Origin of the sequence: Leptospira saintgironsiae (assembly GCF_002811765.1) — a bacterium.
GTDB classification, from domain to species: Bacteria; Spirochaetota; Leptospiria; order Leptospirales; family Leptospiraceae; genus Leptospira_B; species Leptospira_B saintgironsiae.
Genome location: NZ_NPDR01000002.1, coordinates 309,523 through 334,334, shown reverse-complemented (window position 1 = coordinate 334,334; position 24,812 = coordinate 309,523). Strand labels below are relative to the sequence as shown.

Annotated in this window: 20 protein-coding genes; 9 read left to right on the top strand and 11 right to left on the bottom strand. The window is 38.9% G+C overall.

The annotated features are described in order from the left end of the window. Positions 1 to 2: 2 nt before the first annotated feature. The 4 genes from CH362_RS06540 to CH362_RS06525 all read right to left on the bottom strand — a co-directional run bounded on the left by CH362_RS06540 (position 3) and on the right by CH362_RS06525 (position 5,582). Positions 3 to 2,174 (bottom strand): 7TM diverse intracellular signaling domain-containing protein, encoded by a 2,172-nt coding sequence (locus tag CH362_RS06540; RefSeq protein WP_100709558.1) that lies wholly within the window; start codon positions 2,172 to 2,174, stop codon positions 3 to 5. An 88-nt stretch (positions 2,175 to 2,262) separates the two neighbouring features. Further along, positions 2,263 to 3,444, bottom strand: coding sequence for an acyl-CoA dehydrogenase family protein (locus tag CH362_RS06535; RefSeq protein WP_100709557.1), 1,182 nt, complete (start codon positions 3,442 to 3,444; stop codon positions 2,263 to 2,265). Positions 3,445 to 3,597: 153 nt separating this feature from the next. Continuing rightward, positions 3,598 to 4,782 carry a sterol desaturase family protein gene (locus tag CH362_RS06530; protein ID WP_100709556.1) on the bottom strand — a complete coding sequence of 395 codons (1,185 nt, stop codon included), beginning with the start codon at positions 4,780 to 4,782 and terminating at the stop codon, positions 3,598 to 3,600. 17 nt (positions 4,783 to 4,799) lie between these two features. Next, a complete protein-coding gene (locus CH362_RS06525) occupies positions 4,800 to 5,582 on the bottom strand; it encodes an SDR family NAD(P)-dependent oxidoreductase (protein WP_100709555.1) in 783 nt (260 codons plus the stop codon). A 176-nt stretch (positions 5,583 to 5,758) separates the two neighbouring features. Between CH362_RS06525 and CH362_RS06520 the strand changes: the two genes are divergently transcribed. Together CH362_RS06520 and CH362_RS06515 are read left to right on the top strand one after the other, a co-directional pair. Further along, entirely contained in the window at positions 5,759 to 6,412 is a 654-nt protein-coding gene (locus CH362_RS06520) for a glutathione S-transferase family protein (protein ID WP_100709554.1), read from the top strand. Between the two features lie 120 nt (positions 6,413 to 6,532). Then, the gene (locus tag CH362_RS06515; protein WP_100709553.1) at positions 6,533 to 6,769 is read left to right on the top strand and encodes a hypothetical protein; all 237 of its coding nucleotides are present in this window, start codon (positions 6,533 to 6,535) and stop codon (positions 6,767 to 6,769) included. Between the two features lie 5 nt (positions 6,770 to 6,774). On the opposite strand, the gene CH362_RS06510 is transcribed toward CH362_RS06515, so the two are convergent. Next, complete coding sequence (locus CH362_RS06510; RefSeq protein WP_208859543.1) at positions 6,775 to 8,739, bottom strand: M3 family metallopeptidase; 1,965 nt, start codon at positions 8,737 to 8,739, stop codon at positions 6,775 to 6,777. Positions 8,740 to 8,835: 96 nt separating this feature from the next. Between CH362_RS06510 and lsa23 the strand changes: the two genes are divergently transcribed. After that, positions 8,836 to 9,435 carry a surface adhesion protein Lsa23 gene (gene lsa23, locus CH362_RS06505; RefSeq protein ID WP_100709551.1) on the top strand — a complete coding sequence of 200 codons (600 nt, stop codon included), beginning with the start codon at positions 8,836 to 8,838 and terminating at the stop codon, positions 9,433 to 9,435. Between the two features lie 74 nt (positions 9,436 to 9,509). Further along, positions 9,510 to 10,685 carry a MaoC family dehydratase gene (locus CH362_RS06500; RefSeq protein ID WP_100709765.1) on the top strand — a complete coding sequence of 392 codons (1,176 nt, stop codon included), beginning with the start codon at positions 9,510 to 9,512 and terminating at the stop codon, positions 10,683 to 10,685. 50 nt (positions 10,686 to 10,735) lie between these two features. Here CH362_RS06500 and CH362_RS06495 read toward each other — a convergent pair whose 3' ends face one another. From CH362_RS06495 to metK, 3 genes are read right to left on the bottom strand one after another with little or no spacing between them, the layout of a single operon-like run. Beyond that, the gene (locus tag CH362_RS06495; protein ID WP_100709550.1) at positions 10,736 to 11,050 is read right to left on the bottom strand and encodes an ATP-dependent Clp protease adaptor ClpS; all 315 of its coding nucleotides are present in this window, start codon (positions 11,048 to 11,050) and stop codon (positions 10,736 to 10,738) included. 42 nt (positions 11,051 to 11,092) lie between these two features. Next, positions 11,093 to 12,052: a transketolase family protein gene (locus CH362_RS06490; RefSeq protein ID WP_100709549.1), complete on the bottom strand. Its 960-nt coding sequence runs from the start codon at positions 12,050 to 12,052 to the stop codon at positions 11,093 to 11,095. Beyond that, the gene (metK, locus tag CH362_RS06485; protein WP_100709548.1) at positions 12,052 to 13,212 is read right to left on the bottom strand and encodes a methionine adenosyltransferase; all 1,161 of its coding nucleotides are present in this window, start codon (positions 13,210 to 13,212) and stop codon (positions 12,052 to 12,054) included. Before metK ends, CH362_RS06490 begins: the two co-directional genes overlap by 1 nt. Before the next feature lie 195 nt (positions 13,213 to 13,407). Here metK and CH362_RS06480 point away from each other — a divergent pair, with 195 nt between their 5' ends. From CH362_RS06480 to CH362_RS06470, 3 genes are all read left to right on the top strand, one after another. Then, entirely contained in the window at positions 13,408 to 13,806 is a 399-nt protein-coding gene (locus CH362_RS06480; protein ID WP_086446566.1) for a ParB N-terminal domain-containing protein, read from the top strand. 232 nt (positions 13,807 to 14,038) lie between these two features. Further along, the gene (lipL32, locus tag CH362_RS06475) at positions 14,039 to 14,845 is read left to right on the top strand and encodes a major surface lipoprotein LipL32 (RefSeq protein ID WP_100709547.1); all 807 of its coding nucleotides are present in this window, start codon (positions 14,039 to 14,041) and stop codon (positions 14,843 to 14,845) included. Between the two features lie 195 nt (positions 14,846 to 15,040). Then, positions 15,041 to 16,795: an acyl-CoA dehydrogenase family protein gene (locus CH362_RS06470; protein ID WP_100709546.1), complete on the top strand. Its 1,755-nt coding sequence runs from the start codon at positions 15,041 to 15,043 to the stop codon at positions 16,793 to 16,795. Here the strand turns inward: CH362_RS06470 and CH362_RS06465 are convergent. Next, on the bottom strand, positions 16,787 to 17,548 hold the full coding sequence (locus CH362_RS06465; RefSeq protein WP_100709545.1) for an SDR family NAD(P)-dependent oxidoreductase: 762 nt from the start codon (positions 17,546 to 17,548) through the stop codon (positions 16,787 to 16,789). The genes CH362_RS06470 and CH362_RS06465 overlap by 9 nt on opposite strands. 286 nt (positions 17,549 to 17,834) lie before the next feature. Between CH362_RS06465 and CH362_RS06460 the strand changes: the two genes are divergently transcribed. Then, a complete protein-coding gene (locus CH362_RS06460; protein ID WP_165780235.1) occupies positions 17,835 to 20,123 on the top strand; it encodes a PP2C family protein-serine/threonine phosphatase in 2,289 nt (762 codons plus the stop codon). A 6-nt stretch (positions 20,124 to 20,129) separates the two neighbouring features. On the opposite strand, the gene CH362_RS06455 is transcribed toward CH362_RS06460, so the two are convergent. Continuing rightward, positions 20,130 to 20,819: an oxidoreductase gene (locus CH362_RS06455; protein ID WP_100709543.1), complete on the bottom strand. Its 690-nt coding sequence runs from the start codon at positions 20,817 to 20,819 to the stop codon at positions 20,130 to 20,132. A 167-nt stretch (positions 20,820 to 20,986) separates the two neighbouring features. Between CH362_RS06455 and CH362_RS06450 the strand changes: the two genes are divergently transcribed. Next, on the top strand, positions 20,987 to 22,330 hold the full coding sequence (locus CH362_RS06450; RefSeq protein WP_244280496.1) for an adenylate/guanylate cyclase domain-containing protein: 1,344 nt from the start codon (positions 20,987 to 20,989) through the stop codon (positions 22,328 to 22,330). A 5-nt stretch (positions 22,331 to 22,335) separates the two neighbouring features. Here the strand turns inward: CH362_RS06450 and amt are convergent, their stop codons facing one another. Beyond that, positions 22,336 to 24,609, bottom strand: a complete 2,274-nt coding sequence (amt, locus tag CH362_RS06445; RefSeq protein WP_100709542.1) for an ammonium transporter — start codon at positions 24,607 to 24,609, stop codon at positions 22,336 to 22,338. Positions 24,610 to 24,812 lie beyond the last annotated feature (203 nt).

Genomic DNA, 24,812 nt, shown 5'->3' with positions numbered 1-24,812 from the left:
TATTAATCAATATCTAAAGAACTGGGTTCTCTTTTGTATTTAAGAGGTTTTTGGAGGTATTTGATTAGAAGCACCTTATTCCCCTTTTCATTAAATTTTACTACATCAAAAACTTTTCGAGTCATCATGATCCCACGACCATGAGTATAACTTTCCTCATTCAGTTTTTCTCCATCCAAATTTAACATCTTCTTAAAATCGAAACCATCACCCTCATCTTCTATCTCGAAGCCGATCCGTTTAGAGTTCAGGGAATAAGCCACTTTTACATTTCTCGCCCCGTAAAAAGCCTCTCTTTGCCTTTTCTGGATGAACTCCATATAATTTCCGGATTTCATCGCATCCGTTTTTTCATCAAAGCTGATCCCCAAGTTTCCGTGCTCAATTGCATTGATCAAAACTTCTCTCAGACAAGTTCGGATCGCGGTAATCACTTCCGAACCTGCAAACTGGCTTAAATTAGAAGTAAGCTGTCTACTTAAGATATCCGCATTTCTAAGATAATTATTCACTGTGAAATGCATACTTTCTGAGATTAGAAAGCGAGAAAGAATATCCTCAGAGATCTCCGAAACTTTACCTAAAACTTTTCTTCCCGCCTCACTTTCAAAAGATTGGAGACGGATCTTTACAGGTTTAGGCTCCATTACATATTTCTGTTTGAACTCAGAATGGAATTCAACAGTCTTTCTGGTCCTTAAATGTTCTTCTAATTTTTCTTTTGCAAGAAGAAGGACGATAAAACCTTCCTGGGTATCCAGAGTATAGATCAGATCTAAGAAATTTTTACCTTCCACTTCTGCAGGTTTATATCCTGTGAGCCTGGAAAGAGTGCGGTTTGCATCTTTGATATTGCCCTCTTGGTCCAATGTAAGAAGAAGTTCTTCTGCACCTTCAAACAAATTCCTAAATCTGAGCTCGGACTGTTCTATCGCTTGTTTTGCTTCATTCAGGTCTTCTACCTTGGAAGAAAGATCTTTGGATAGATCATTAACTCTATCCGCGAGTGCCAATGCCAAAAGAAGAATATGCATTGCAGTCCCAATCTCCACGCCCCAATAAGCTAAAGAGATAGTATGAGGAATGATTCCCGCAAATCTTAAAACAAATACAAATGCACCCGCGACGAGTGCAAGCCAAGCTCCTAAAAAGAAAAGTGCAGGTCTTAAATTCCTGGAAAATCCTTGGAAGCCCAAAAACAAGATTGCAGCCAAGGTAATCGTAGATAAGAAAACATAAAGTGCTAATGCAAATCCGAATGGTAAAAAATATCCGACTACTATTAGAACATAAGATAAAATTGATATTCCCTTTAGAACACGATTAGAATTCGGATAATAATGAGGAGCATCAAAATAAAGTCTGATAAAATCAGCAGTGGTTGCAGAAACTAAAAATGTAAAAGAAGTTATGATATGGCTTGCCCAAACTACAGAGTTCGGCCAGAAAAATTGGAAAGAATATCCGTGAAGTGACCATTGAGCGAGCACTCCAGCACCAACATATCCGAAAAATGCTAAGTATGTTCTTTCTTTAGTGGATAAGAATAAAAACAGATTGTATAAGGCCATTACCAAAAGAGATCCGAAATAGATCCCAAGTAATATTTGTTCATTACTTATATTAGAAAAAAAGTCCCCGGACTTATATGCAAAGGCGGCAAAGTTCACAGAACTTTTAGTTTGGATCTTTAGATAAACTGTATCCTTCTCCCCTGCTTTTAACTCTAAGGGAAAACTTGGAAATCTATATTGGATAGGCCTTTCGCTAAAAGGGATCCTGTCCCCCCCACGAAACAATACCTTGTCTCCTTTGGAAGCTAGGTATAATTCTGCCTTGTCCAATTGGCTATAATGGATTTCCAAAATCCAGGAAACTGAATGAGAGGATTTATTCTCTACAGGGACCTTGAACCAATGAGCCTGGTCCGAATATCCTAAACTCGCCGAAGTGAGTGGATAAAATTCCTTCTTTTGCATTTTTTCGAAGTTGGTATCACCTTCTTCGTCCGCCCAAACCTCCGCGTGAGGCACAAGCGAAATCCCGTCATAAGGAAGAGAAGAAGGATCGAATGCAAAAATTGGGCTAAAAAGTGCAAAGGTAAAAAAAGTGAACGAGAGTTTACAAAAAACTCTCCAAGCTAAAAAATTCTGGATGTCCAAAAACCCTTTCACTCTTTCTAAAAAACCGGAGGGAAAAGTTTGACTTCTGGCTGATCGGCAAGCAAGTCAAAATTCTCCCCTCGGAGACTAAAAGAGGATTTTAACCTTTTTTGGTTTTAGATGCCGCATCTTTTATGAGTCCTGCAGCAATTTCGTTCCTCTGGATCTGGCTTGTGCCTTCGTAGATCTGAAGGATTTTAGCGTCCCTGTAAAATTTTTCCACAGGATATTCTTTGGTGTATCCGTAACCGCCAAAAATTTGTACCGCATCGGAAGCAACTTGGACAGAAGAATCAGATGCATAACATTTTGCCATTGCGGAAAATTTTGCTGCGTCTTTATGGAAAGTCTCTGCGTAAACTCCTGCCTTGTAAGTCAGAAGTCTGGAACCTTCTATCTTGATGGCCATATCAGCAAGCATATGTTGGATTGCTTGAAAAGAAGCGATGGTAGTGCCAAACTGTTCCCTTTCTCTAGCATATTCAATTGCAGCATCGAATGCACCTTGCATCAAACCAACTGCACCTGCTGCAACTGCAGGTCTGGAAAGAATAAGAGTCTTGAATGCATGCAAGAATCCCATATTCTCTTTTCCACCCAAAAGATTTTCTTCAGGGATCTCACAGTCTTCCATGATAAGTTGTCTTGTTTCAGAACATCTGATCCCTAACTTATCTTCCTTCTTTCCGAAAGAAAAACCTTTGGTGTCTTTTTCTATGATAAAACAAGAAATCCCTCTTGGACCTCTACCTTTATCAGTCATTGCAAACACAGTATAAATATCAGCTTGGCCTGCACTACTGATCCATTGTTTGGTTCCGTTCAGAACATAACGGTCCCCTTTTTTCACAGCGGTAGTTGCCATCGCAGGAACATCTGAACCTGCTCCTGGCTCTGATAAACCAAATGCAGCAGTTTTTTCTCCAGAAGCAAGAAGAGGAAGCCATTTGTCTTTTTGAGCTTTGGTTCCACCCACATCGATTGGCAGAGCTCCTAGTTTAGTCGAAGTGAATGCAGTGTTTACTCCTAAACATCCCCAGGAAACTTCTTCAGCGAGGACAATTCCTCCCATCATTCCATAACCTAGTCCGCCATGTTCTTCGTCGAACAATGCTTGGTACAATCCAGCTTCTTTAAATTTTTGTAAAATAGCTTTTGGATACTCGTTATTTTCGTCGTAATGCATTCTGTTCGGAACGACTTCTTTTCTGACTACGTCCCTGACCAGTTCCCTGAGTTGTTGTAATTCCTCTGGTAATTCGAATTGAAGCGGTGAATTCAAGCTTGCCTCCCAATGATATTCTTTTTCAAATTCGGATTTTGATTCCTAGGCAATCTTTAGAAGAAGGTATAGAATGATCAAGCGAAGCTTTTCACTCCGCTTGTTAGAATGTGGATTGTTTGTTACACGAACTAAAGAAGAAGTTCTAAAATATTATTTTAGATTCCAAACTAGAACGCCCAGTAATACAAACTTTAGGACTTCCCATTTTTCCATCTTAGCCCTTCCGTTCCATACAAGACCTAAACTTAAAAATGCAAAGAAGAACCAAACTCCAAAGCCTGAATACAATACAAAAGACATCTTTCCTAGTTTTATTAGCTTCAATAGATATACAGAAAGTCCCGCAAGGACTATAAACTGCAAAACTCCATACATCTTTCTGGAATTAGAAATGGTCGGATCGAATTTAGTATAAGTGGACCTGTTTATTTCAGGGACCTTCTTCTCTCCTCCCAATGAATCTGGTCTCCAGTCAGGCTTTTTAACGAGAAGAAGAAGTTTATCTTTCCAACTAGGAGTGGCCTTCACTAAATTCCAAAGAGAAATATATACATGCAGATTTGCCCAGATAGGATTGAATGTTGGAAGTGGTTCAGTTAACCCGTAGATCGGTTCCTTCTTCTCTTCTGCGTACGTTCCAAACCAACGATCCCAGAGTATCAGTATCCCGCCATGATTCTTATCCAAATATTCAGGATCTCTTCCGTGATGGACTCTATGGTGAGAAGGAGTCAAAAGTATTTTTTCCATCCAACCTAATTTTCCGATCAATCTAGTATGGACCCAGAATTGGTAGATCTTTAAGATCCCATGACAGATAAAAAACATCCACCAAGGAATTCCGAATAAAGCTAATGGAAGATTGAAAGCATATTCAAAAATCCTTTGGAACATAGATTGTCTAAGTGCAACAGTCAGATTAAATTCTTCGCTGGAATGATGAGTTACATGGCAGGCCCATAAAAAATGGATCTCATGAGTTGCCCTATGAAACCAATAATAAATAAAATCCACAGCAAGTAGGACAAATGTCCATGCAAGAAACGACTCTAGGTTAAATTGCCAACCTTCTGCAGTTTTTATTAAAGGAGAAGAAGACGGAAATTCCCCTAAATGAAAAAGACTTTGGACAGAATAATAAATTCTGATTTTATCATATAGAAGAATAGCTCCTAAAGTGATTATAACTCCAGTAAAAGAGTATAAAATCCCTGTCGCCAGATCAGAAACAGAATCATTCCATCTATAGACTGATTTCCTTCTTCCCCATATAAATTCTATCAAGGCAAGTCCTAAGAAAAAAGGAACCGCCTTGTCCAAAATCGTTTCTTGCATATCCCACACTCTTCTTTTTAATTTACTGTATTTAGAAATTTTGCCAATTTACGGACCAAAAATCTAGGAGAGATCCTGACTGATTGTGCCATTACTTTGTTTGCCACTCCAGAGATCACAACTGCCTTACCAGCCTTAACTCCTTGGTAGCCTACCTTTGCCACGTAAGCCGCATCTGCCTTAGGAACAAGGCCGCTATTTAAGATCGCAGACTTATCCATTTCTGCTCTTTTGAAAAATTCAGTTTTAGTTGGTCCTGGACAAAGACAGGTAACATTCACACCATCTTTACGAACTTCTTCTGCTATACCTTCTGAGAAGAATAGAACGTACGCCTTAGATGCATAATAGTTTGTCATCATAGGACCTGGTTGGAAAGCAGCGGTAGAGGCTACATTCAAAATTTTTCCAGAATGTCTTTCTCTCATATCTTTCAAAAACAGATGAGTTAACTCTACAAGAGAAGTTACATTGACTTGGATAAGATCCAACTCTTCTTTCAGATCCAAAGAATGGAATTTTCCGTTTGTCCCGAAGCCAGCGTTATTCACTAAAAGATCCACGATGGCTTTTTTCTTTTTAGCAAAGTCGTAAATTTTTTTAGGAGTTTTTGGATCGGATAGATCTGCGGAAAGGACTTCTACGTTCGCTCCCAAACTTTCCATTTCTTTTTTTACTGAGTTTAAGGTTTTAAGATTTCTTGCTACGAGTATTAGATCGTAACCATCTTTTGCGGCTAATTTTGAAATTTCATAACCGATGCCTACACTTGCTCCGGTAATTAATGCTGTTTTTTTCATGATCTTGAAGATTCCTTTTCGAAAGAGTATAATCGCTTTTTCGCAGCCAATTTTAGATTTAGATTTCCTTTCAGGAAAGTAGAAATTGGAAATACAGCTAAGTTCCCATTCTTTCTTATCTAATACTTGAAAAAGACTTTACCATCCTGCTTCCAATCGGATGATCCTAAGCTCTTATGATAAAATTACACGGTTATCCGATCAGCAATTATACGAATAAGGTCAAATTGGCACTTTTAGAAAAAGGTTTGGAGTTCGAAGAAATTCGCACACCCTTCTCCCAAGACGAGGAATTCTTACAAAAAAGCCCTATGGGAAAAATTCCCTATCTTGAAGTGGATGGAAAATACCTGGTGGAGTCTCAAGCAATCCTAGAATTCTTAGATGATGCTTATCCTAACACCAAACGTTTGATCCCAGAAGAACCATTTGCTGCTGCGGAAGTTAGAACGATTATATCCTTCATCGAAAATTATATAGATATTCCTGCACGCAGATTGTACGAATCAATCGTAGAAGGAAAAGCGATCTCACCTGAAACTGTGGAACTGACAAAAGTATCCATCCAAAAAGGAGCGAAAGCTCTTTCAAGAATGGCAAAATTTTCTCCTTATATTGCAGGTAAAGAATTCACTGCGGCGGATTGTTCTGCATTTGCCACCTTTCAAATCATAAACGATCATATTGCAGATTGGATCTCTCCAAATCCACTTTTCGAAATTCCAGGACTACAAGCGTATTTGGATATGATGATGCAAAATCCGAACGCTGCAAAAGTGGACAAACCAAAGTCAGTCTTAATGAAAGCTTTAAAAAGACTCCGCAAATAGAGTGGATCTAAACTTAGATTTTGTGCGCCGCGTTTTTATTTGAGAAAAATTCGGATCAAACCTAGTTGCAAAAAATCTGGTTGACTGGTTCGGTTCGCAAATTAACCTGCAGGTGTCTTTATGGAAGCAGAGAAAGTCATTTCGGTCCCTATCAAAGAACTTCCTCACTTAAAAGTGATCCTAGCCGGATGGTACAATTTTTTAAAGGATAGTTACGATCAGAAAGCGATAGATGCAAACGCCTTTAAAGACTCTTTAAAGACGAATGTGGTCTATAATATTGATTCCGATCAGATAGAATTACTACTTTCAGGTACGGAACAATTACTTCAAAACTTCCGCAAAAAACTTTCTTAGTTTCGTTAGGCTACTAAATCATAGAGTTTTAATAAAGCATCTGGCTCTGGATCTCTTCCTAGAAAACGTTTAAATAATACCATCGCGTTTTCGGAACCTCCCTTTTCCAAAACTTCAGTTTTGTATTTTGCCGCAAGATCCGTGTCAAAAATTCCCTTGGATCTGAACGCAAAAAAAGCATCCGCTGCTAAAAGTTCTGCCCATTTATAACTATAATAACCAGCAGCGTACCCACCTGAGAAAATATGACCAAATCCATTCTGGAACTTGTTATATCCAGGTGGAAAAAGAACACTTACCTCTTTTCGAACAGTATCCAGAATATTCTGAACTTCTGTTTCCGAATATTTTTGGAGATGGATCCTTATATCAAAAATTCCGAATTCTAGCTGTCGAACCACTCCCATAGCAGCCAAAAAGTTTTTAGTATCTTTTAATTTTTGAGCCAATTCTTTAGGGATTGGTTTTCCAGTTTCATAATGGAATGCGAAGAAGTCCAAGACCTCTGGTTCGTAAGCGAAATTTTCCAAAAACTGAGAAGGAAATTCTACCGCGTCCCATTCCACTCCATTGATGCCGCTCACAGGAGGTTCTTCTATTTTTGCACATAGATGATGAAGTGCATGTCCCATTTCATGGAAAAATGTTACTACATCCGAATGATTTAAAAGAGAAGGAGCAGAATCCTTAGAAGGAGGAAAATTACAAACCACGAATGCAGAAGGCAGGATTGTTTTACCAGAAAGTCGATTTCTAGTTTCCCAATGATTCATCCAGGCCCCACCCTGTTTGTCTTTTCTGGCTTCTAGATCCAAGTACAATCTTGAGATAATTTCGGAGCCGTTTTTTACATGATAAACTTCTGTTTTTGGATCCCAGATAGGAGCATTCGTCTTCTCGAATTTTAATCCTAAAAGTTTTTCTAAAAAGGAGAAGGTCCCTTTAACCACAGTATTTTTTTCGAAATAAGGACGGGTAAGCTCTTCGTCGAAATCGTAGTCTCTCTTCTTTAACTTCTCTGAAACATAAGCACTATCAAATGCCTGGAAATCCGAAATGCCAAGTGTTCCTGCAAATTTTTTCAGTTCTGAAATTTCCTTCTCCGCTACTGGTTTTGCAAGTTTTCCAATTTTCTGCAGGAAGTCCAATACCTGTTCAGAAGAATCTGCTACCTTAGTTGCCAAAGAAGATTCTGCATAATTTTTATATCCAAGCAATTTTGCAGATTCATCTCTTAGAGCCAGGATCTCTTCTAAAATTTTTCCATTTCCTGGGGCACGAGTTACGTAAGCTTTATATAATTCTTCTCTTTTAGAACGATTACTTCCGTAAGTCATATAACAATTATAGCTTGGAAACTGAAGAGTAAAGGTGTAAGTCCCATCTTCATTTTTGTACAATGTTTTGTCGGACTCGGGAATTTCTTTTACGTCTTCTTCAGATTCGATTTTCATTTCGAAAGAATTTGTAGAATCCAAAAGATTTTGAGAGAATTGATTGGAAAGATCTGAAAGCTTGAGTTGTATTTCTTGGAGACGATTTTTTTTATCTTCAGGAAGTCCTACTCCTCCCAGTTTGAATTGTAGGATTGCGTCTTCCAAAACCTTGTTCTTAGGTCTGTCTAAGGAAGTTTTTTCTTTCTCATATATTTGAGTGTATAATTTGAACAGTTCTTCGTTCTGTCCTAGTTCAGTATAAAATTCAGTAATCTCTGGAAGGATCTCAGTATAATGCTCTTGGGTTTCTTCACTATTCTTAACACTATTTAGGTGAGAAAGTACGGTGAACTCTTCCTGTAATTCTTCCATTGAATCATTCAGTGGTCGTATTACAGACTCGTAATTTACATCCTTCTTCTGAATAACGTCTTCCAAAACCTTTTTAGTGTTCTGAATCTTTTCTCTCACCTTCTCCTTTTGAGCAGAAAGTGCAATTTGGGGAAATTCTTTGAATAGAACTGAGGAACTCATCGGTTCCAGACTTTCTCTTCCCGAATGGAAAAGCACCTATTTTCCATCTTGACAAGATTGAAAAACTGATTCGAATTCCCCCATTCTGGCCTTCTCATGAAATCTTATCTTCTCATCCCTCTATTCTTTCTTTATTTGGGCTGTACTAGTCCCCCTTTGCCTGTATTCCCAACAACGGAAGGTATCTGTCCCAAGTCGGATCTATTCGTTTTATCCCAACCTGAGATAGATGTTCAGACTGGAAATGATCTGGTCGGGATCTATTGTAAGGCGAATATCACTCCTATTGGATTTGAATGGGAGGTTAGTCTAGTATTTAGAGATGAGATTCATCCAAGCACCTGGAAGGATTTTTTCTATAGGATCTACAGAAGGATACGTTATGGTAGGACTTACGACATTGAATCCTTTTTAGTCCGACTAGAACCTGATGGTAAAACTTTTCAATTGGATTTGAAGAATGTTTACTCAGGAGATCAAATCTTCCAAGAAGACCCGGTCGTTCATAAGGATAAAATACTTTCTTCTTCCCTTTTGGAAAATCGGAACTCACTGCCAATTCTCTACGTAAACACTTGGAATCATATGTTTGGGGAGAAGGATAATAATCCGGGGCTTTCCAAACAAGAGATCCAAATTTCCGAGTTTCGTTTCGGATCCAGAACCCAATTGGATGGGTATTTCGACACTAATTGATAGGAAAAAGCCTTTTCCGACCGGAGGATCTCAAAATCCTGGAAGAAACTAAAAACGAAGCAGGAGTTCTCAATATGGCTAAAATCCCTACTTCCCCCTTTGCGGAACTAGGTCCCAAAACTCCGGTGGAAACCGGAACCGTAAAACGGGGTATTTACGGTAGATACCTGGAAGAATTTACAGAAGGTGCAATTTTTGAACATCCAAGAGAACTGACAATCGATCGTTCTTTTGCACAAGAGTTTGCTACCACTTTTATGGAAGCAAATCCACTTTATCTTTCTGCTCCTTACGCACAAGCTCACGGATTTAAGGATCTATTAGTTTCTCCTTTGATGGTGTTCAATATAGCACTTTCTTTGGGAGTTCAAAACGATTCCGAAAAAGCACTCGCGAACCTTGGATACTATGACGTTCAATTCCTGAAACCTGTATATCCAGGAGATACTCTTTCTGCTAAAACCAAAATTATCAAAATTGATGATAAGGGAGCGGATAAACCAGGAATCGTTCATGTTCGTACGATCTGTTTGAATCAAAACAAGGAACTAGTACTTCAATACGAAAGAAAGATCATGATCTATCACTCAAATGGAAAACCGAAAGGAACTCCAAAACCAGTGATTAAAGAAGCTTTCTTCCCTGAAACTGATAGCCCAGTGATCGAACTTCCTGAGTTAAAATTTCCAAAAGGTTTCGAAACAGCCACCTGGACAGATACTTATTTCGAAAATTTCGCAGCCGGTCAGATTTATATCCACCAAAATGGAAGAACTATCACTGACGAACATTTCCCTTGGACTTACAGAGTTGGGAACACTCACCCACTTCATTACGACAAACTTTATTCTTCCGGAATTTCTGGACCAATGGGTGGAGAACCTGTCGTTTACGGAGGACTCGTATTTGCATGGTTATGCGGACTTTCTTCCAGAGATGTGACTGAGAATGTTATCTGGGATCTTGGATTCACTGAGGGATATCATACTCAACCTTCTTTCAGTGGAGACACTGTGACTGCGATCACTAGAGTTCTTTCAGTAAAAGATAGAGGAACAGAATTTGGAATCCCTGCGGGAGAAGTTCATCTTCAATTCATCGGTCTGAAAAACATCAAGGCAAACGATGCCTTCGAAAAATTCGGAGCGGATCTATTCTTAAAAGAGAACGATAAGAAAAAACACGGTAAGGAAAAACTTCCTGAGAAAATTTTCGAAATCGAAAGAAAGATCTTAATTAAGAAGAAGTAAAACTTACTTTAAGAAAAAAACCCGGCACTCTGCCGGGTTTTTTATTGGCCTTACCCTTCGAGGGTTGCGCTCATTGAGCCTTTAGATGCGGGAAGAAGTGGATCCGGCCCGTAATTTAAGATTAAGTCTTGGATATGTTCCGCGTGTTCTAATTCACCTGCAAACACCACTGTTTTTTTCTGAGCGTCTACTTCTACAGCGTGACTGAACGCTTGCTCCGGAGTCATTTTACATACATCCATAAGCATCATGATTACGTATTCGTAAGTATGTTCATTATCATCCCATAAAACCACTCTCCAGGGTCCCCCGATTTGCACCGGATCTTCTGTGGTGGTTTCTTCTATTGAGGGAGAGTTAGGCATGGCACGAAAAACTTACACCCGGCAAAAGCACCGGGTTATTTATTATTTGGATTGGACTGCTTTTTTCGCTAGTTCCACTATGTTTTTGGATCTGAGTCCGAAATAATCCAGAAGTCCAGACCAAGTACCGGATTTACCGAAACTGTCTTTCATTCCTAATTTCAGAACTCTAACTGGATGTTCTTCAGATAAAAATTCACTTACTGCAGAACCGAGTCCACCAATCACATTATGTTCTTCGCAAGTAACAACTGTACCGCAAAGTTTAGCATATTTCAATATAGCTTCTTTATCGATAGGTTTGATGGTTGCCATGTTCAAAAGAGTAGCTTGGATACCTTCTGCTTCCAACTCTTTTACTGCGATCATTGCTTCGTTGACCAGAACTCCGTTTGCGATGATAAGAACGTCTTTACCTTCTCTCATCACTTCTGCTTTTCCGATCTCGAATTTATAATTTTCTCTTTCGATTAAAGGAAGATTAGGACGACCAACTCTTACGTAAACAGGTCCTTTATAATCTGCGATTGCATGAATGATCTGTTTAGTTTCGTTATAGTCAGAAGGACAGATCACTACCATTTCAGGAATTGCTCTCATTGTGGCAAAATCTTCGATACATTGGTGAGAAGCTCCGTCCTCACCGACGGTAATTCCACCATGAGAAGCTACTAATTTTACATTTAAGAAAGGATAAACTACGCTATTACGAACCACTTCCCATGCTCTTCCGGATAAAAACATCGCGAAAGAAGAAGCAAATGGAACGTAACCTGCAAGAGCAAGTCCGGCTGCATGTCCCACTAAATTCTGCTCAGCGACTCCTACGTTGAAAAAACGGTCAGGAAATGCTTTTGAGAACTTATTGGTTTTAGTAGAACCGGAAAGATCCGCGTCTAGTACTACGATATCGGAACGTTTTGCACCTAATTCGTGCAATGCGTCTCCATAACCGTCTCTGGTTGCTTTTTGGTCTGCGCTAGATGCGGATACTGCTCCCATTAACCTTTCAATGCTCCTGCTTTATCAGTTCTTTCCCAGGTAAATGTTTCTCCACTTCTTCCGAAATGTCCGTAAGCAGCGGTTTCCCTGTATTTTCTTCCTTTCTCCAATAATTGTAAGGACTCAGTGATCCCTCTTGGAGTCAGTTTGAAGTTTGCTTTAATTCTTTTTACGATCTCTTCTTCGGAAAGTTTACCAGTTCCGAAAGTGTCAACGTGAACCGAAACAGGCTCAGCAACACCGATCGCATATGCCAACTGCACCTCACACTGAGAAGCAAGTCCTGCAGCTACCACGTTTTTCGCGATATATCTACCCATGTATGCTGCGGAACGGTCCACTTTGGATGGATCTTTTCCGGAGAATGCTCCACCACCATGTCTTCCGTAACCACCATAAGTATCCACGATGATCTTACGTCCTGTTAGACCAGTATCTCCGTGTGGTCCACCGATGATGAACTGTCCAGTTGGGTTGATAAAATATTTCGTATCTTTCAAGAAGTTAGCTGGGATCACTTTCTTGATACATTCTTCAATTACAGATTCTTCAAGCTGTTTGTGAGAAACATCTGGAGAATGTTGGGTAGAAATTACAACGGTATCAATACGAGTAGGTTTTCCGTTTTTGTATTCTACAGTTACTTGAGACTTAGCGTCTGGGCGTAACCATTTCAATTTACCGTCATGACGTAATCCAGACAAATATCTAACTAACTCATGAGAGTAATAGATTGGCATAGGCATAAGTTCAGGAGTTTCGTCGATCGCGAACCCGAACATCAAACCTTGGTCTCCTGCTCCTTGCTCTTTAAAAAGACCTTCTCCCTCAGTAACACCTTGAGAAATATCAGGACTTTGAGCATGAATATGAGAAGAAACTACAGCGAACTCAGCGTCAAAACCTAAGGAAACATCGTTGTATCCGATATCCTTGATTACGTTTCTTGCGATCTCAACTGCGTCGATTTTTCCCTTGCTAGTTACTTCTCCGGCAACTACCACGAGGTTAGTAGTTACTAAAGTTTCGCAGGCTACCCTGGATTTTGGATCCTGAGCTAAATAAGCGTCCAGAATTGCGTCGGATATTTGGTCACAAACCTTGTCCGGGTGTCCTTCCGATACGGATTCCGAGGTAAAGATGAAGTCTTGAAGGGACATTCGATTGTAATTCCTGTTAAAATTAATTCGAAGGGGAGAATCTTCCCCGCCTAAAACTATAAACCTATGCAAGTCGTCACTGTCAAGTGAATCCGACCCAACCTTTTCCAATCCCAGAAGGGTTCTTTAGGAAATTTAGTCAAAACTTGTGAAATTGGTTTGTAGGATTTATACGGTGAAAAAAGCATTTCTTAGATGAAAATTCGGGTCTCCGATATTAAGGTAAAGAACCGCATTCGTAAAGATTTAGGTGACTTACATGGTCTCAAATCTTCCATTCAAAACTTAGGGCTTTTGCATCCGATCATTATCGACCTGGACAATAAATTAGTCTCTGGCGAAAGACGCCTGGAATGTGTAAAACTTCTGGGCTGGGAATATGTTGATGTTCGAATCGTAGATGTACGAAGTAAAAAAGAAAGAGTTTTGATCGAAGCCGAAGAAAACAATGTACGGCTACCGTTTACCCCAGAAGAACAAGAAAGGGCTCAAAAGCTATTAAGAAGATATTCCCATACTGGGATCCTTGGTAGATTGTTTGCCTGGTTATTGGATCTTTGGGAATGGTTTTGGTCCTGGCTTTTCAAAAACTAAACTAACCACCTATCCATCATTCCCTCATTCAAAACGTTTCTGTTAAGAGACCTGGAAATTTTTTTACTTACCAAATGGAACTTGTTATATGATCCAGGTGAGACGTAAAATTACCACTTTGTAAAAATTTTGCACCGCAAAAGAAGGGTAGGAAACAAAAATTTATTAATTAGATTTACAAAAAGGAAACTCTTCTCTATCTTGAGCAATCCATACCAAGGAGATCTCTCGAATGAAAAAATCTTCGATCCTAATAATCTCCGCCGCTATAATGGTCAGCTTTGCTGCATGTATCGGTGGACTTCCCGGCCTAAAAAGTAATTTCTCGGTCGGTGAACAAGACATTCCAGGAGTAGGAGTTAAGAAGCTTTTCGCACCTTATTCTGAAACTGTGAACTATTGGGGATACATCAAACCAGGACAAGCCGCTGACGCAGTAGTAAACGGAAAGAAATCATATTTCCTTTATATTTGGGTTCCAGCAGCTATCGTTGAATTAGGAGTTCGTCTAATTTCCCCTACCGGAGAAATTGGTGAGCCATCTAGCGACGACTTCGTGAGTGAGGCTTTCAAAGCTGCAACTCCTGAAGAAAAAAGCATGCCGAACTGGTTCGATACTTGGATTCGCGTAGAGCGCTTAGCAGCTATTATGCCGAACCAAATCGAAGGAGCAGCTAAAGGAAAAGCACTTCAAAATCTTGGCGACAATGATGATGGAGACGATACTTACACTGAAGAGCGTCACAACAAGTACAACTCTTTACTACGTATCCAAATTCCTAATATTCCAAAAAGCTTAGATGAACTTAAAAACATCGACACTAAAAAACTTTTAGTTCGCGGTTTATACAGAATTACCTTCACTACTTACAAAGTAGGCGAAGTTAAAGGTTCTTTCGTAGCTACTGTTGGAGTACTTGGCCCTCCAGGTGTTCCAGGTCTTTCTCCTATTCTTCACGCAAACCCAGCTGAATTGCAAAAATTGGCTGTTGATGCAGAAGAAAAATTGAAAGCTGCAATCGCTGGAGACAAGAAGTAATCCTTCTTTTTCCTGCTTTGCTTAAAGCCGAAAGCCGTCGGGTCAAACCGGCGGCTTTTTTATTACCTTTCCATTTTTAAAAAAGATAGCAATCTTCATATTTTTCCCTTTCCAGATAAAAATCATAAATTAAGGCTTCCTTAAGAAACTTAATCACATTGAACAAAAGTTCATTTTTATTCGGAGAATATCCACATGCTCGAAAATAATTATTTCTTAGAGAATGAAGACTTAAAGCAATATTTTGAATCCTTAATAGACTGGGAAGAAGTGGTAGAAGCATTCGAACAAGGATTTTCAGACAAGAAAGAATACGAAAAAACCGGAAAAGAAGAATTCGCATTAGCACCCGGAAGCAAAGAAGAAGCCATCGAATTTTATAGATCCGTTTTAGAATCTGCGGGCGAGATCGCAGGAAAGGAAATAGCTCCTTTCGTCCAAAAAATGGATGCAGAAGGTTTAATATACAAAAAAGGTAAAGTAACATTTCCTAAGGAAATGATAGACGCTGTCAACCAAGTCAAGGAAGCAGGAATCCTTCCCTATTCTATCGGACGTAAACATGGTGGTTTAGGTTTACCTTGCACAGTTCAAGCAATGCTTATGGAAATATTCTCCAGAGCAGACGGATCGGTTGCGATTGCTTTAGGATGTATGAACCTTGCAGAAACCATAGAAAGATTCGGTACAGAAGAAATGGTAGAAACTTACGTACCTAAAATGGCTGCCGGAGAGTTATGCGGGGCAATGGCACTCACGGAACCGAATTACGGATCAGACCTTCCTAACTTACAAACAAAAGCTATCAAAGGAGAAGATGGAATCTGGAGAATCACCGGAGCCAAAAGATTTATCACGCATGCTTGCGGATTCGATGATAAACCTTCTATCATTCTTACATTAGCTAGAACAGGAAGCCCAACAAGTGGTGCAAGAGGACTCTCCTTCTTTATCGTTAAAAGTGAAGATGTGGAGATCGCAGGAATAGAGAAAAAAATGGGACTACATTGTTCTCCAACCTGCGAGGTAGTTTATGAAAACTCTCCCGGTATATTAATCGGAGAAGAAGGTTACGGACTCGTAAAATATTCAATGGCAATGATGAACGGCGCAAGACTTTCTATCGCTGGACAGGCAATGGGAATTGGAGCCGCAGCTTATTATGAAGCCAAAAAATATGCAGATGAACGAGAACAATTCGGCAAGAAGATCAGGAATATCCCAGCAGTGAAAAAAATGTTGGATCTTATGGATAGAGAGATCTTAGCAATGCGTTCCATTTTACAAGAAGCCTCCAGATCTATTGACCTATATCATTGGAAATCTGAAAAGATGAAAGAGTCCGGTGTAGATGAAAGAGAGATCAAAAAGGACGAAAATATCAAAAAATGGGAAAAACTTGCCAACCTATTCACTCCATTATCTAAATATTATATTACAGAACAGGCAAATAAGATCGCATTCGACGCACTCCAAATTCACGGAGGAGCAGGATACACTTACGATTATGATATTTCCAGGATCTATAGAGATGTAAGGATCACAAACATCTATGAAGGAACCACACAATTACAGGTTGTAGCTGCGATCGGAGGAATAGTCACTGGACTCGGAACCAAAGGGATCTTAAGACAATATTTGGATGAAGAAATGTCCAGCTTCTCCCCTTCTAGAGAGCTTACAGAAAATCGCCAAAAATTAGAAGATTCTCATTCTATTTACACCTCTTTAGAAAATGGAACATCCAAAGACGAAGTTGCATTCGAATTAGTAGAATCTGCAACCAGAGTCATCATTGGACTGGTTTTAGAAAGAGGTCTGAAAAAGTTAGATGGAGATTCCAAAAAAGAAAGAGCTGCTCTGATTCACTCTTATAATCTGGATAGCTCAGCTTTATTAGAATATAATAAAATCCGTATCGAGAATAAAAAGAGCCCTGCCTTAGTTTAGGGCTCTTTTACGTTTCCAATTTTCGATGATCTGATAAATTCGCAGTGGGTAGATAAGAAATCTATCCAGGAACATCATCAAAGTAAATATTTTAGAAGGTAATACTTTCTTTTTATTCCAGCGAATCCCGGATACAACCGCCGAGGCAACTTGTTTAGGCGTTTGAGAAGGAAAAGGTACCGGAACCTTCTTACCAGCAGCATCAAAAAAATTTGTTCGAGTAGCAATTGGATAAACGATCATAAGTCTATGAGGTTTTTTCAATTCGAATTGAAATGCTTCTGCAAAGGAATGTACTGCTGCTTTGGTTGCGGAATACAAGGCATAACCTGGAATCGAAAGAAAGCTCATAGCAGAAGCAGTGATGATATAATAGACAGGATTCGAATATTCTGCCTGGACTTTCTGTAGGCCATAGATAGCAGAGAAAACATTTGTCTGGAAAATTTTTTCGATACGTTTCCAATCTGGCTTTTTGATCTCTTCATAGTACGCAAAACCTGCATTTGCATAAAAGATATCAATACCACCTAAAACCTTTTTAGCTTCTTTGAAAATTTTATCTACGTTCTCGGAAGAGGAAACATCACATTTAAATTTTTTAACTCTATCGTCCGAAACTTCTAATCTAGAAGGATCCAGATCCACCGCTAAAATGCTAACACCTTCAAATTGGAGAAGTTTGAGTAGAGTTTCTTTGCCGATCCCTGAGGCAGCTCCGGTGATCACGATACGTTTTCCTTTAATATCCATCTTCCCTTCCTATTTATATCTTGGAGAAATTATTTTGATCAGACTATTTGGAAAGCAAAATTACTTTTTCCAATATCAAAGTAAACATTTGTTCACAAATTAAAATCCATTCAATTTTTATCGACGTAATACCATTTACGATAACCACATCTTTCTATAAATTATTCTGCTTTAGATAAAGAGTGGTAGGAAAAAATTTCTTTCATTACAAAATATGTTCAGAAGGATCATTACGTCTTATTCTTCTGTATTCCATAAAGATCCGGAACATTCCAGGATAATCAAGATGACTCAGAGATATTTTTATCGCCTTTTCGAGACGATTCATAAAAAGATTTCCTATACCTTTTCCATCGTAGCATTCTCTTTAGCAGGTGGTTGGTTTGGAGCGGTTTACGCGTTTTTTTTCGGATCCGCTACCATTCCGATGTTTTCTCTTCAAACCCATTATTTAATCGTTCTTTGTTTTGTATTCGCTACTCTACTTGTTACTATATTGCATAGTGTCCAATATGGATTGCTTGCTCCAATAGGCATTTCAGGAATTGAAGCACATATTACAAGAATCAACAAAACACTAAATCCAACTCATTCTATACGCAGGAACTCCTCAGAAGAGCTGGATGTAATTTTATCTGATCTGATACGCCTTCCTTTGCACAACATGATATCGGCATTCTGCTATGGAAGTTTTGTCCTTCTCTCCTGTGTTATTCCCTATTTGCTATTTGATTATAATTTAAAAGAACTTTTGTATATATTCTTAGGATGGCTCGCTGCGGTTTTTGTATATTGTGGATTTAGTTATATAATCACTGACTATATAACCGGTCCCAAAAGGGTTATGCTAAAGAAAGTTCTGCTAAGTAGATCTTATTCCTCTAATTTCCCGTCCGGATTCTTAGGTCTTAAAGGAAAATTCGGATTCTTACTTTCTTTAGTATTATTATCTCTTACAATCTTAGCGGTCTACGTAGGCTTAAGACCAGATTCTTATTTAGAAATAGCATTCTTTATCGGATTAACTTTTTTTGCGGCCACCACACTGATCATTCTGTATTTCCAATCTATCTCTACCACTTTGGAGCAGATTGGAAAATCTGCGAATGATCTTGCTGCCGGAGGCCCCGGAAAACTTCCTTTAGTTTCGATTGATCGAGAATTTTTAGGTTTTGCGAAAGATTTTGCGAAGGCCACGGGAGAGATAGGAAGGATAAGAGAACATCTACAATCTTTGGTGGAAGAAAAAACCTCTGAGCTCAGAGAAACATTACGCACTGTAGAAGAACTTAAACAACAACAAGATGGAGATTATTTTCTTACTTCCCTTTTGATCAAACCTCTAGGTATCAATAAAACTACAGGAAGAAAGGCAAAGGTTGATTTTCTAATTAAACAAAAGAAGAACTTTGTATTTAAAGGAAAAGAAAGTGAGATCGGTGGAGATATCTGTATCGCACAAGAAATCCTTTTAAGAGGAAAGGAATACACTGTATTCTTAAATGCGGATGCTATGGGAAAATCTCTCCAAGGAGCTGGAGGAGTTTTAGTTCTTGGAGCGGCATTCCACTCCATTCTACAAAGAACTTTAACGAATGAAAACACCTACTCTCTTTACGCTGAAAAATGGATCAAAAACGCATTTACTGAATTGCATAAATTATTCCAGGGATTCGATGGAAGCATGTTAGTTTCCATGGTCTTAGGTGTTTTAGATGAAGAAGCAGGTATATTATACTATATCAATGCAGAACATCCTTGGTCAGTTCTATATAGAGATGGAAAAGCTTCTTTTTTAGAAGAAAGTTTACAATACAGAAAATTAGGAACTCCAGGCATGGAAGGAAGTTTAAGTGTAAAAATTTTCAGACTCCAGCCAGCCGATATTTTAGTGATAGGTTCCGACGGAAGAGACGATCTAGAGATTCCTACAAGATCAGGGGAAAAAACAATGAACGAGGACGAATCCTTGTTTATGAAAATAGTAGAATCTTCTGAAGGTAATCTTCAAACTATTTTATCCAATTTGGAATCAAGAGGAAGGATTACAGACGATCTTTCTCTTTTACGGATAGAATATGATCCAGGCAAATCCTTAAATAAAACAAAGGCTGGAAAAGGAGTTCATAATCTAAGTAAGAAAGCAAGAGAGTTCTTAAGAAATAAAAATATTCCGGAAGCAATTCTTACAATAGAAGAAGCTTTAAACCTTTCTCCAGAAAACCAAATATTAAAGAGAGATTTGATCAGGCTCCATTATAGAAATGGAAATTACCAAGAGGCTTGTTCTCTTATGGATTCCTATGTTGAAGAAAATCCAGGTGATACGGATATAATCTATACCGCTTCTTTTTGCTTCAAAAAGATCGGAAATTTCAATCGTTCCTTAGAACTTGCAGAAAGGATCCAACTTAGAAATCCGGGGATCCCTGCAAACCTAGCTCATATAGCCGACTTAAATCTAAAATTAGGAAGATCCGAAAAAGCTTCTAATTACGCAAAACTGAGTCTCGAATTAGATCCTGAAAACGAAAACGCTTCCGAGATCTTAAAAAGATTAAACGGAAATCCTTAATCAAAATTATATTAAGTTTTCTAGATTCCCTCGAGCAGAAGAAGATCCCAAAGCTGCGATCTTATCCGATTCTATAATATGATTTCCTTTTTTTCCAGACCAAGCCAAGTTCAACATAGACTTAGCTACAGTCTTAACATGAATAGATCTGTATTTTTTGAATGGACCTAAAAGCAAAGGATTGATCAAGAAAGCAAGTTTAGACCCGATCTTCTCCCCTAATCTGAATTCTTTTCTATCACCTTCCAAAAGAGAAGGTCTGAAAATTCCGAAAGTCTCAAAACCAAGCTTGGAAATTTCGGTTTCTACTTCACCTTTTACCTGATTATAGAATACGATAGAATTTGGATCTGCTCCCAGTGCTGTCACTATAAAGAAAGATTTTACACCCTTCTCTTTTGCTGCTTTTGCAAATCGTATCGGATAATCTAAATCTACTTTTTTAAAATTCTCTTTAGAGCCCGCTTTGCCGATCGTAGTGCCCAAAGTGCAGAATGCATCTGTTACACCTTGAGGAAACTCGGTTAGTTTTTCCCAATCAGTAAGGATCAATTCCAATTTGGAATGAGTCCATTCCAGAGGTTTTCGGACCAGAAGATAAACCTTATCCCAGGATGGATCTATCAATAATTCTTGTACAAGTTCTCCGCCGACGAGGCCAGTTCCGCCCGCAATGATTGCAACTCTATTGTTCATTCTTCCATCCTGTTCTATCCATGATCTGATCGATCTTGGTTTTATGTAAAAGTTCCACTGATTCTGATATTTATTTCGGAATTATAACATTCCTTTTGTTATTCGATTCAGTCGAAAACAATAAGAAACGATTGAAGCAAAAATGGAAAGGAGTATTTTAGGAAGCTATGCCTATCAAAGATTATCTACCTAAGTTTCTTTGTAATATTCTGGAAATTACAGATCGAAGTAAAATGGACGATTCCGTCCGTAAGGTTCTAGAAAACGAAGAAATCATAGGAGCCTATGTATCCAACGCCTTTAGATATCTGCTTCTAATATTTTTTGCAGCTCAGTTGGCCTTAAATTGGAAAAGTGGAGATGCACTGGTTAACGGGATCGCATTTTCTATTTTCACTGCGGTTACAATTGGACACACATATGTGATACGGACCTGCACTCATTGGGCTATTAAAGGATTTTCTTATTTAGCACTCGTCTCTGATTTTTTTGTGATCAGTTCTTTATTATTATATTATACTCTTCACCAAAATTCATTCGATCTTGGATTCGCTATCAAAAATCCAATTATGAATTTTCTATTCTTTCCTCTAGCATTTTCGTTGATCCAATTCAGATTAAGATACGTAGTCTTAAGTGTTATCTTATTCTATCTGGTTTATTTCGGGATCTTCTCCTACGCGCTAATATACGACAAGATGGTATTCGCGAAAGATTGGGGAGATTATGTAATGGGACCGAATGTCCTCGTCACAGACGCATTATTCGGAAGGCCTATGGTCTATTTGATCTTAGCATTCTTTTTTGCTTTTGGGATCCTGAGAACTTTGATCATGATCAGACGAATTGGAGAAGGAGAAGCACAAAGATCCTTACTTTCTCGTTATTTCTCCCCAGGAATGGTAGAAGAAATGATGACCAACCCAAATGTATTGGAGGGAAGAAGACAAACTGCCACCATACTCTTTACTGATATCCGCAATTTCACAGCACTTTCAGAAAATATGGATCCATTAGAATTAAGCAGATTCCTCTCTTCCATTAGAGAAACATTAACTGATTGTGTTTTTGAATTCGGCGGGACTTTGGATAAGTATATGGGAGATGCTGTCATGGCTACCTTCGGAACACCTTATCCATCCGCAGACCCTGCATCTGACGCGATTCGCGCCTTACAAAGCGGGCAAAGGATGTTAGAAAAATTAGGAGAATTTAATAAGGAGAGAGAATCCAGAGGACTGGAGCCTGTAAGGATCGGAATAGGAATTCATACAGGAGAAGTATTCTCCGGAAATATAGAAACAAGTAAAAGTTCTGAATTCACAGTTATCGGAGACGCAGTTAACACTGCTTCCAGAATTGAATCTCTTACCAAAAACTTCGGAAAAGAATTGTTGGTCTCCGAAGAAACTTGGAAACTTGCAGGTGCAAATTTTAGAGGAGAAACTCTTCCTCCAGTCCAAGTAAAAGGAAGAGAAAAACTAGTGACTGTAGTTGCAGTCGGAGCCTGAAAAATTTAACCCGCCGTAGGTTCTATTCTGAAAATATCCACAACTCGATGCATTCGGATCGTTTGACCACTTAACATAAGGCTCATTTTCTGTAAGTCTTCTAACAAGGATCCGATCCGAACTGCACCCTCTTCGATTTCACAAAAGAAATCTCTCATTCGATTCAATTCAGAATAACGTTTTTCCATATCTGCAGCAACTGATTCACTCATTTCAGCCACTCCTTGGATAGAAGTTTCTAAATCATCCGATCTAGAAGAATAATCCCGGACCGAATCAAAAGCACCTTTCATAGTTTTAGAGAGTTCTGGAATTTTGACCAAGATCAATTTAAATGATTCCACAGTTTCGGATAACGATTGTAAAGACCCATTTACAGTTTCCCAAATCTCTCTCAGATACATATTTGCTTGTTTTGCATTAGAAGCAGTTTTTTCAGAAAGAACTGAGATCTGATGTGCAACCACTGCAAATCCTTTGTCACCTCCTCTTGCGGACTCGATCGATGCATTGATAGATAACATTCCGAGTTGTTCTGCTATTTTCTGGAGAATTCCGACGAGCTCTTCTACCTTTTTAGCGGAACCGTTCAGGCCTTGCATACTTTTGACGGTCCTTTCTAAAGTTTTTTCTCCGGCAAATGCAATGGACTGTATAGAATCACTGATTTGGTCGGATGCCAAAATATCGGTTTGGAGCTCCTTCATTCCTTGAGACATCTCTTCCGACATTCTTCTCATTTCGGATGATCTTCTTCTTTCTTCCCTTACCAGATCTAAAACTGCTTTTAAAGAAGTTTCTAATATGTCTGAAGTTTCTCTTATCAAGATCGTTTTTTCTTTTTGTTTTTCGATCTCTTTAGTAATAGCAAGTGTAGAGTTCTCTAAAAGCCCGGATTCATTTTCGATCTTATCAGAGTTTTCTTTCACAACTCCTATGATCTGGGTTAAACTCAAAAGTAAACGGTTGAATAATTCTGCAACAGCTCCAGATTCTACTCCCGGATCCACATCTATTCTCTTTCTCAAATCTTTAGAATCAGCAACATATTTCATTGCGTTCATCAGATCCAACCAGACTGTCTTGGCACCATGTTCAGATTCGTTTAGACCTCTGTCTTCTTCTTCCGAAGACACACGAATTGATATAGTAAACTTCATTAGAAAGAATAGAATGAGCCCCATACTAAAAGCCCATATGGCACAAACAGCAATTCCTATAAGTTGTGCCTGCCATTGATTCCAACTGCGCAATGACTCTTCTTGTGCAAATATACTTACAGCTAAGGTTCCCCAGATTCCTCCAACTCCATGCACAGGGAATGCACTCACTACATCGTCTAATTTTAAATAATTCTCCATAATCCAGACGGCAACTTCTGCAAGTATACCTGCAATCAATCCAATGATTAAAGAAGAAGCTGGACTCACTACATCACAACCTGCAGTAATTGCGACTAACCCAGCAAGGACTCCGTTGATTGCACCTCCTACATGAGGAACACCTTTCGTAATATAATCAAATATGATAGCTGCACTACATCCAGCGCAAGCCGCAAGACTGGTATTTACTATGATCTTAGGAACTGAGTCAGTAAGAGAAAGTGTACTTCCTCCATTGAATCCGAACCAACCAAACCATAAAATGAAAGTTCCTAAAACGGAAAAGGGAAGATTATGGCCGTACAATTCTCTTGGTTTTCCCTCCGAATCAAAACGATCTTTTCTGGGTCCAAGAACAACTACTCCGGCCAAAGATACCCAAGCTCCAACAGAATGTACGACCGAACTTCCTGCAAAATCATGAAAGCCTGATTGGCTTAACCAACCTCCTCCCCATGCCCAATGACCAAAGACAGGATATATGAATAAAGAAACAAAAAGTGAACAGACTAAATATGCTTGGAACCGAATTCTCTCCGCAACTGCACCAGACACGATAGTCGCCGCTGTTCCCATAAAAGTAACTTGAAAAAGAAAGAAGGCGAATTCTTTACCGGTACTAAGACCTTCTAAAAGAAATAGATCCTTACCGAACCAACCATTGAAGCTAGTCCCATACATCAAACCATAACCGATCAAAAAGAAACAAATTGTTCCTACAACATAATCGAGTAGGTTTTTGATGGCTACATTGATAGAGTTTTTAGATCGTACTAATCCGGATTCTAAGAGAAGAAAACCGGCTTGCATAAAAAATACAAGTGCTGAGGCGAAAATCACCCATAAGGTGTCTACATTCTTTGCTAATTCTTTGGCGGCTGGAAGAACGGGATCCAATGAGAGAACCTCTCTTCGTTCTAAGAATGAGCATATGTATCGATTAACTCAGGATTGAGAAAGAAAAAAACGCAGGTCCACAATAATTTATAACGTTACTTAATAAACGAACTAACTTTATGGCGCTCCAGTAACAAGTGAGTATCCCTCAAATGGGGTAATGGTTACGAAATCGCAGGTAACGTGAAAATTCCAATCCTGCG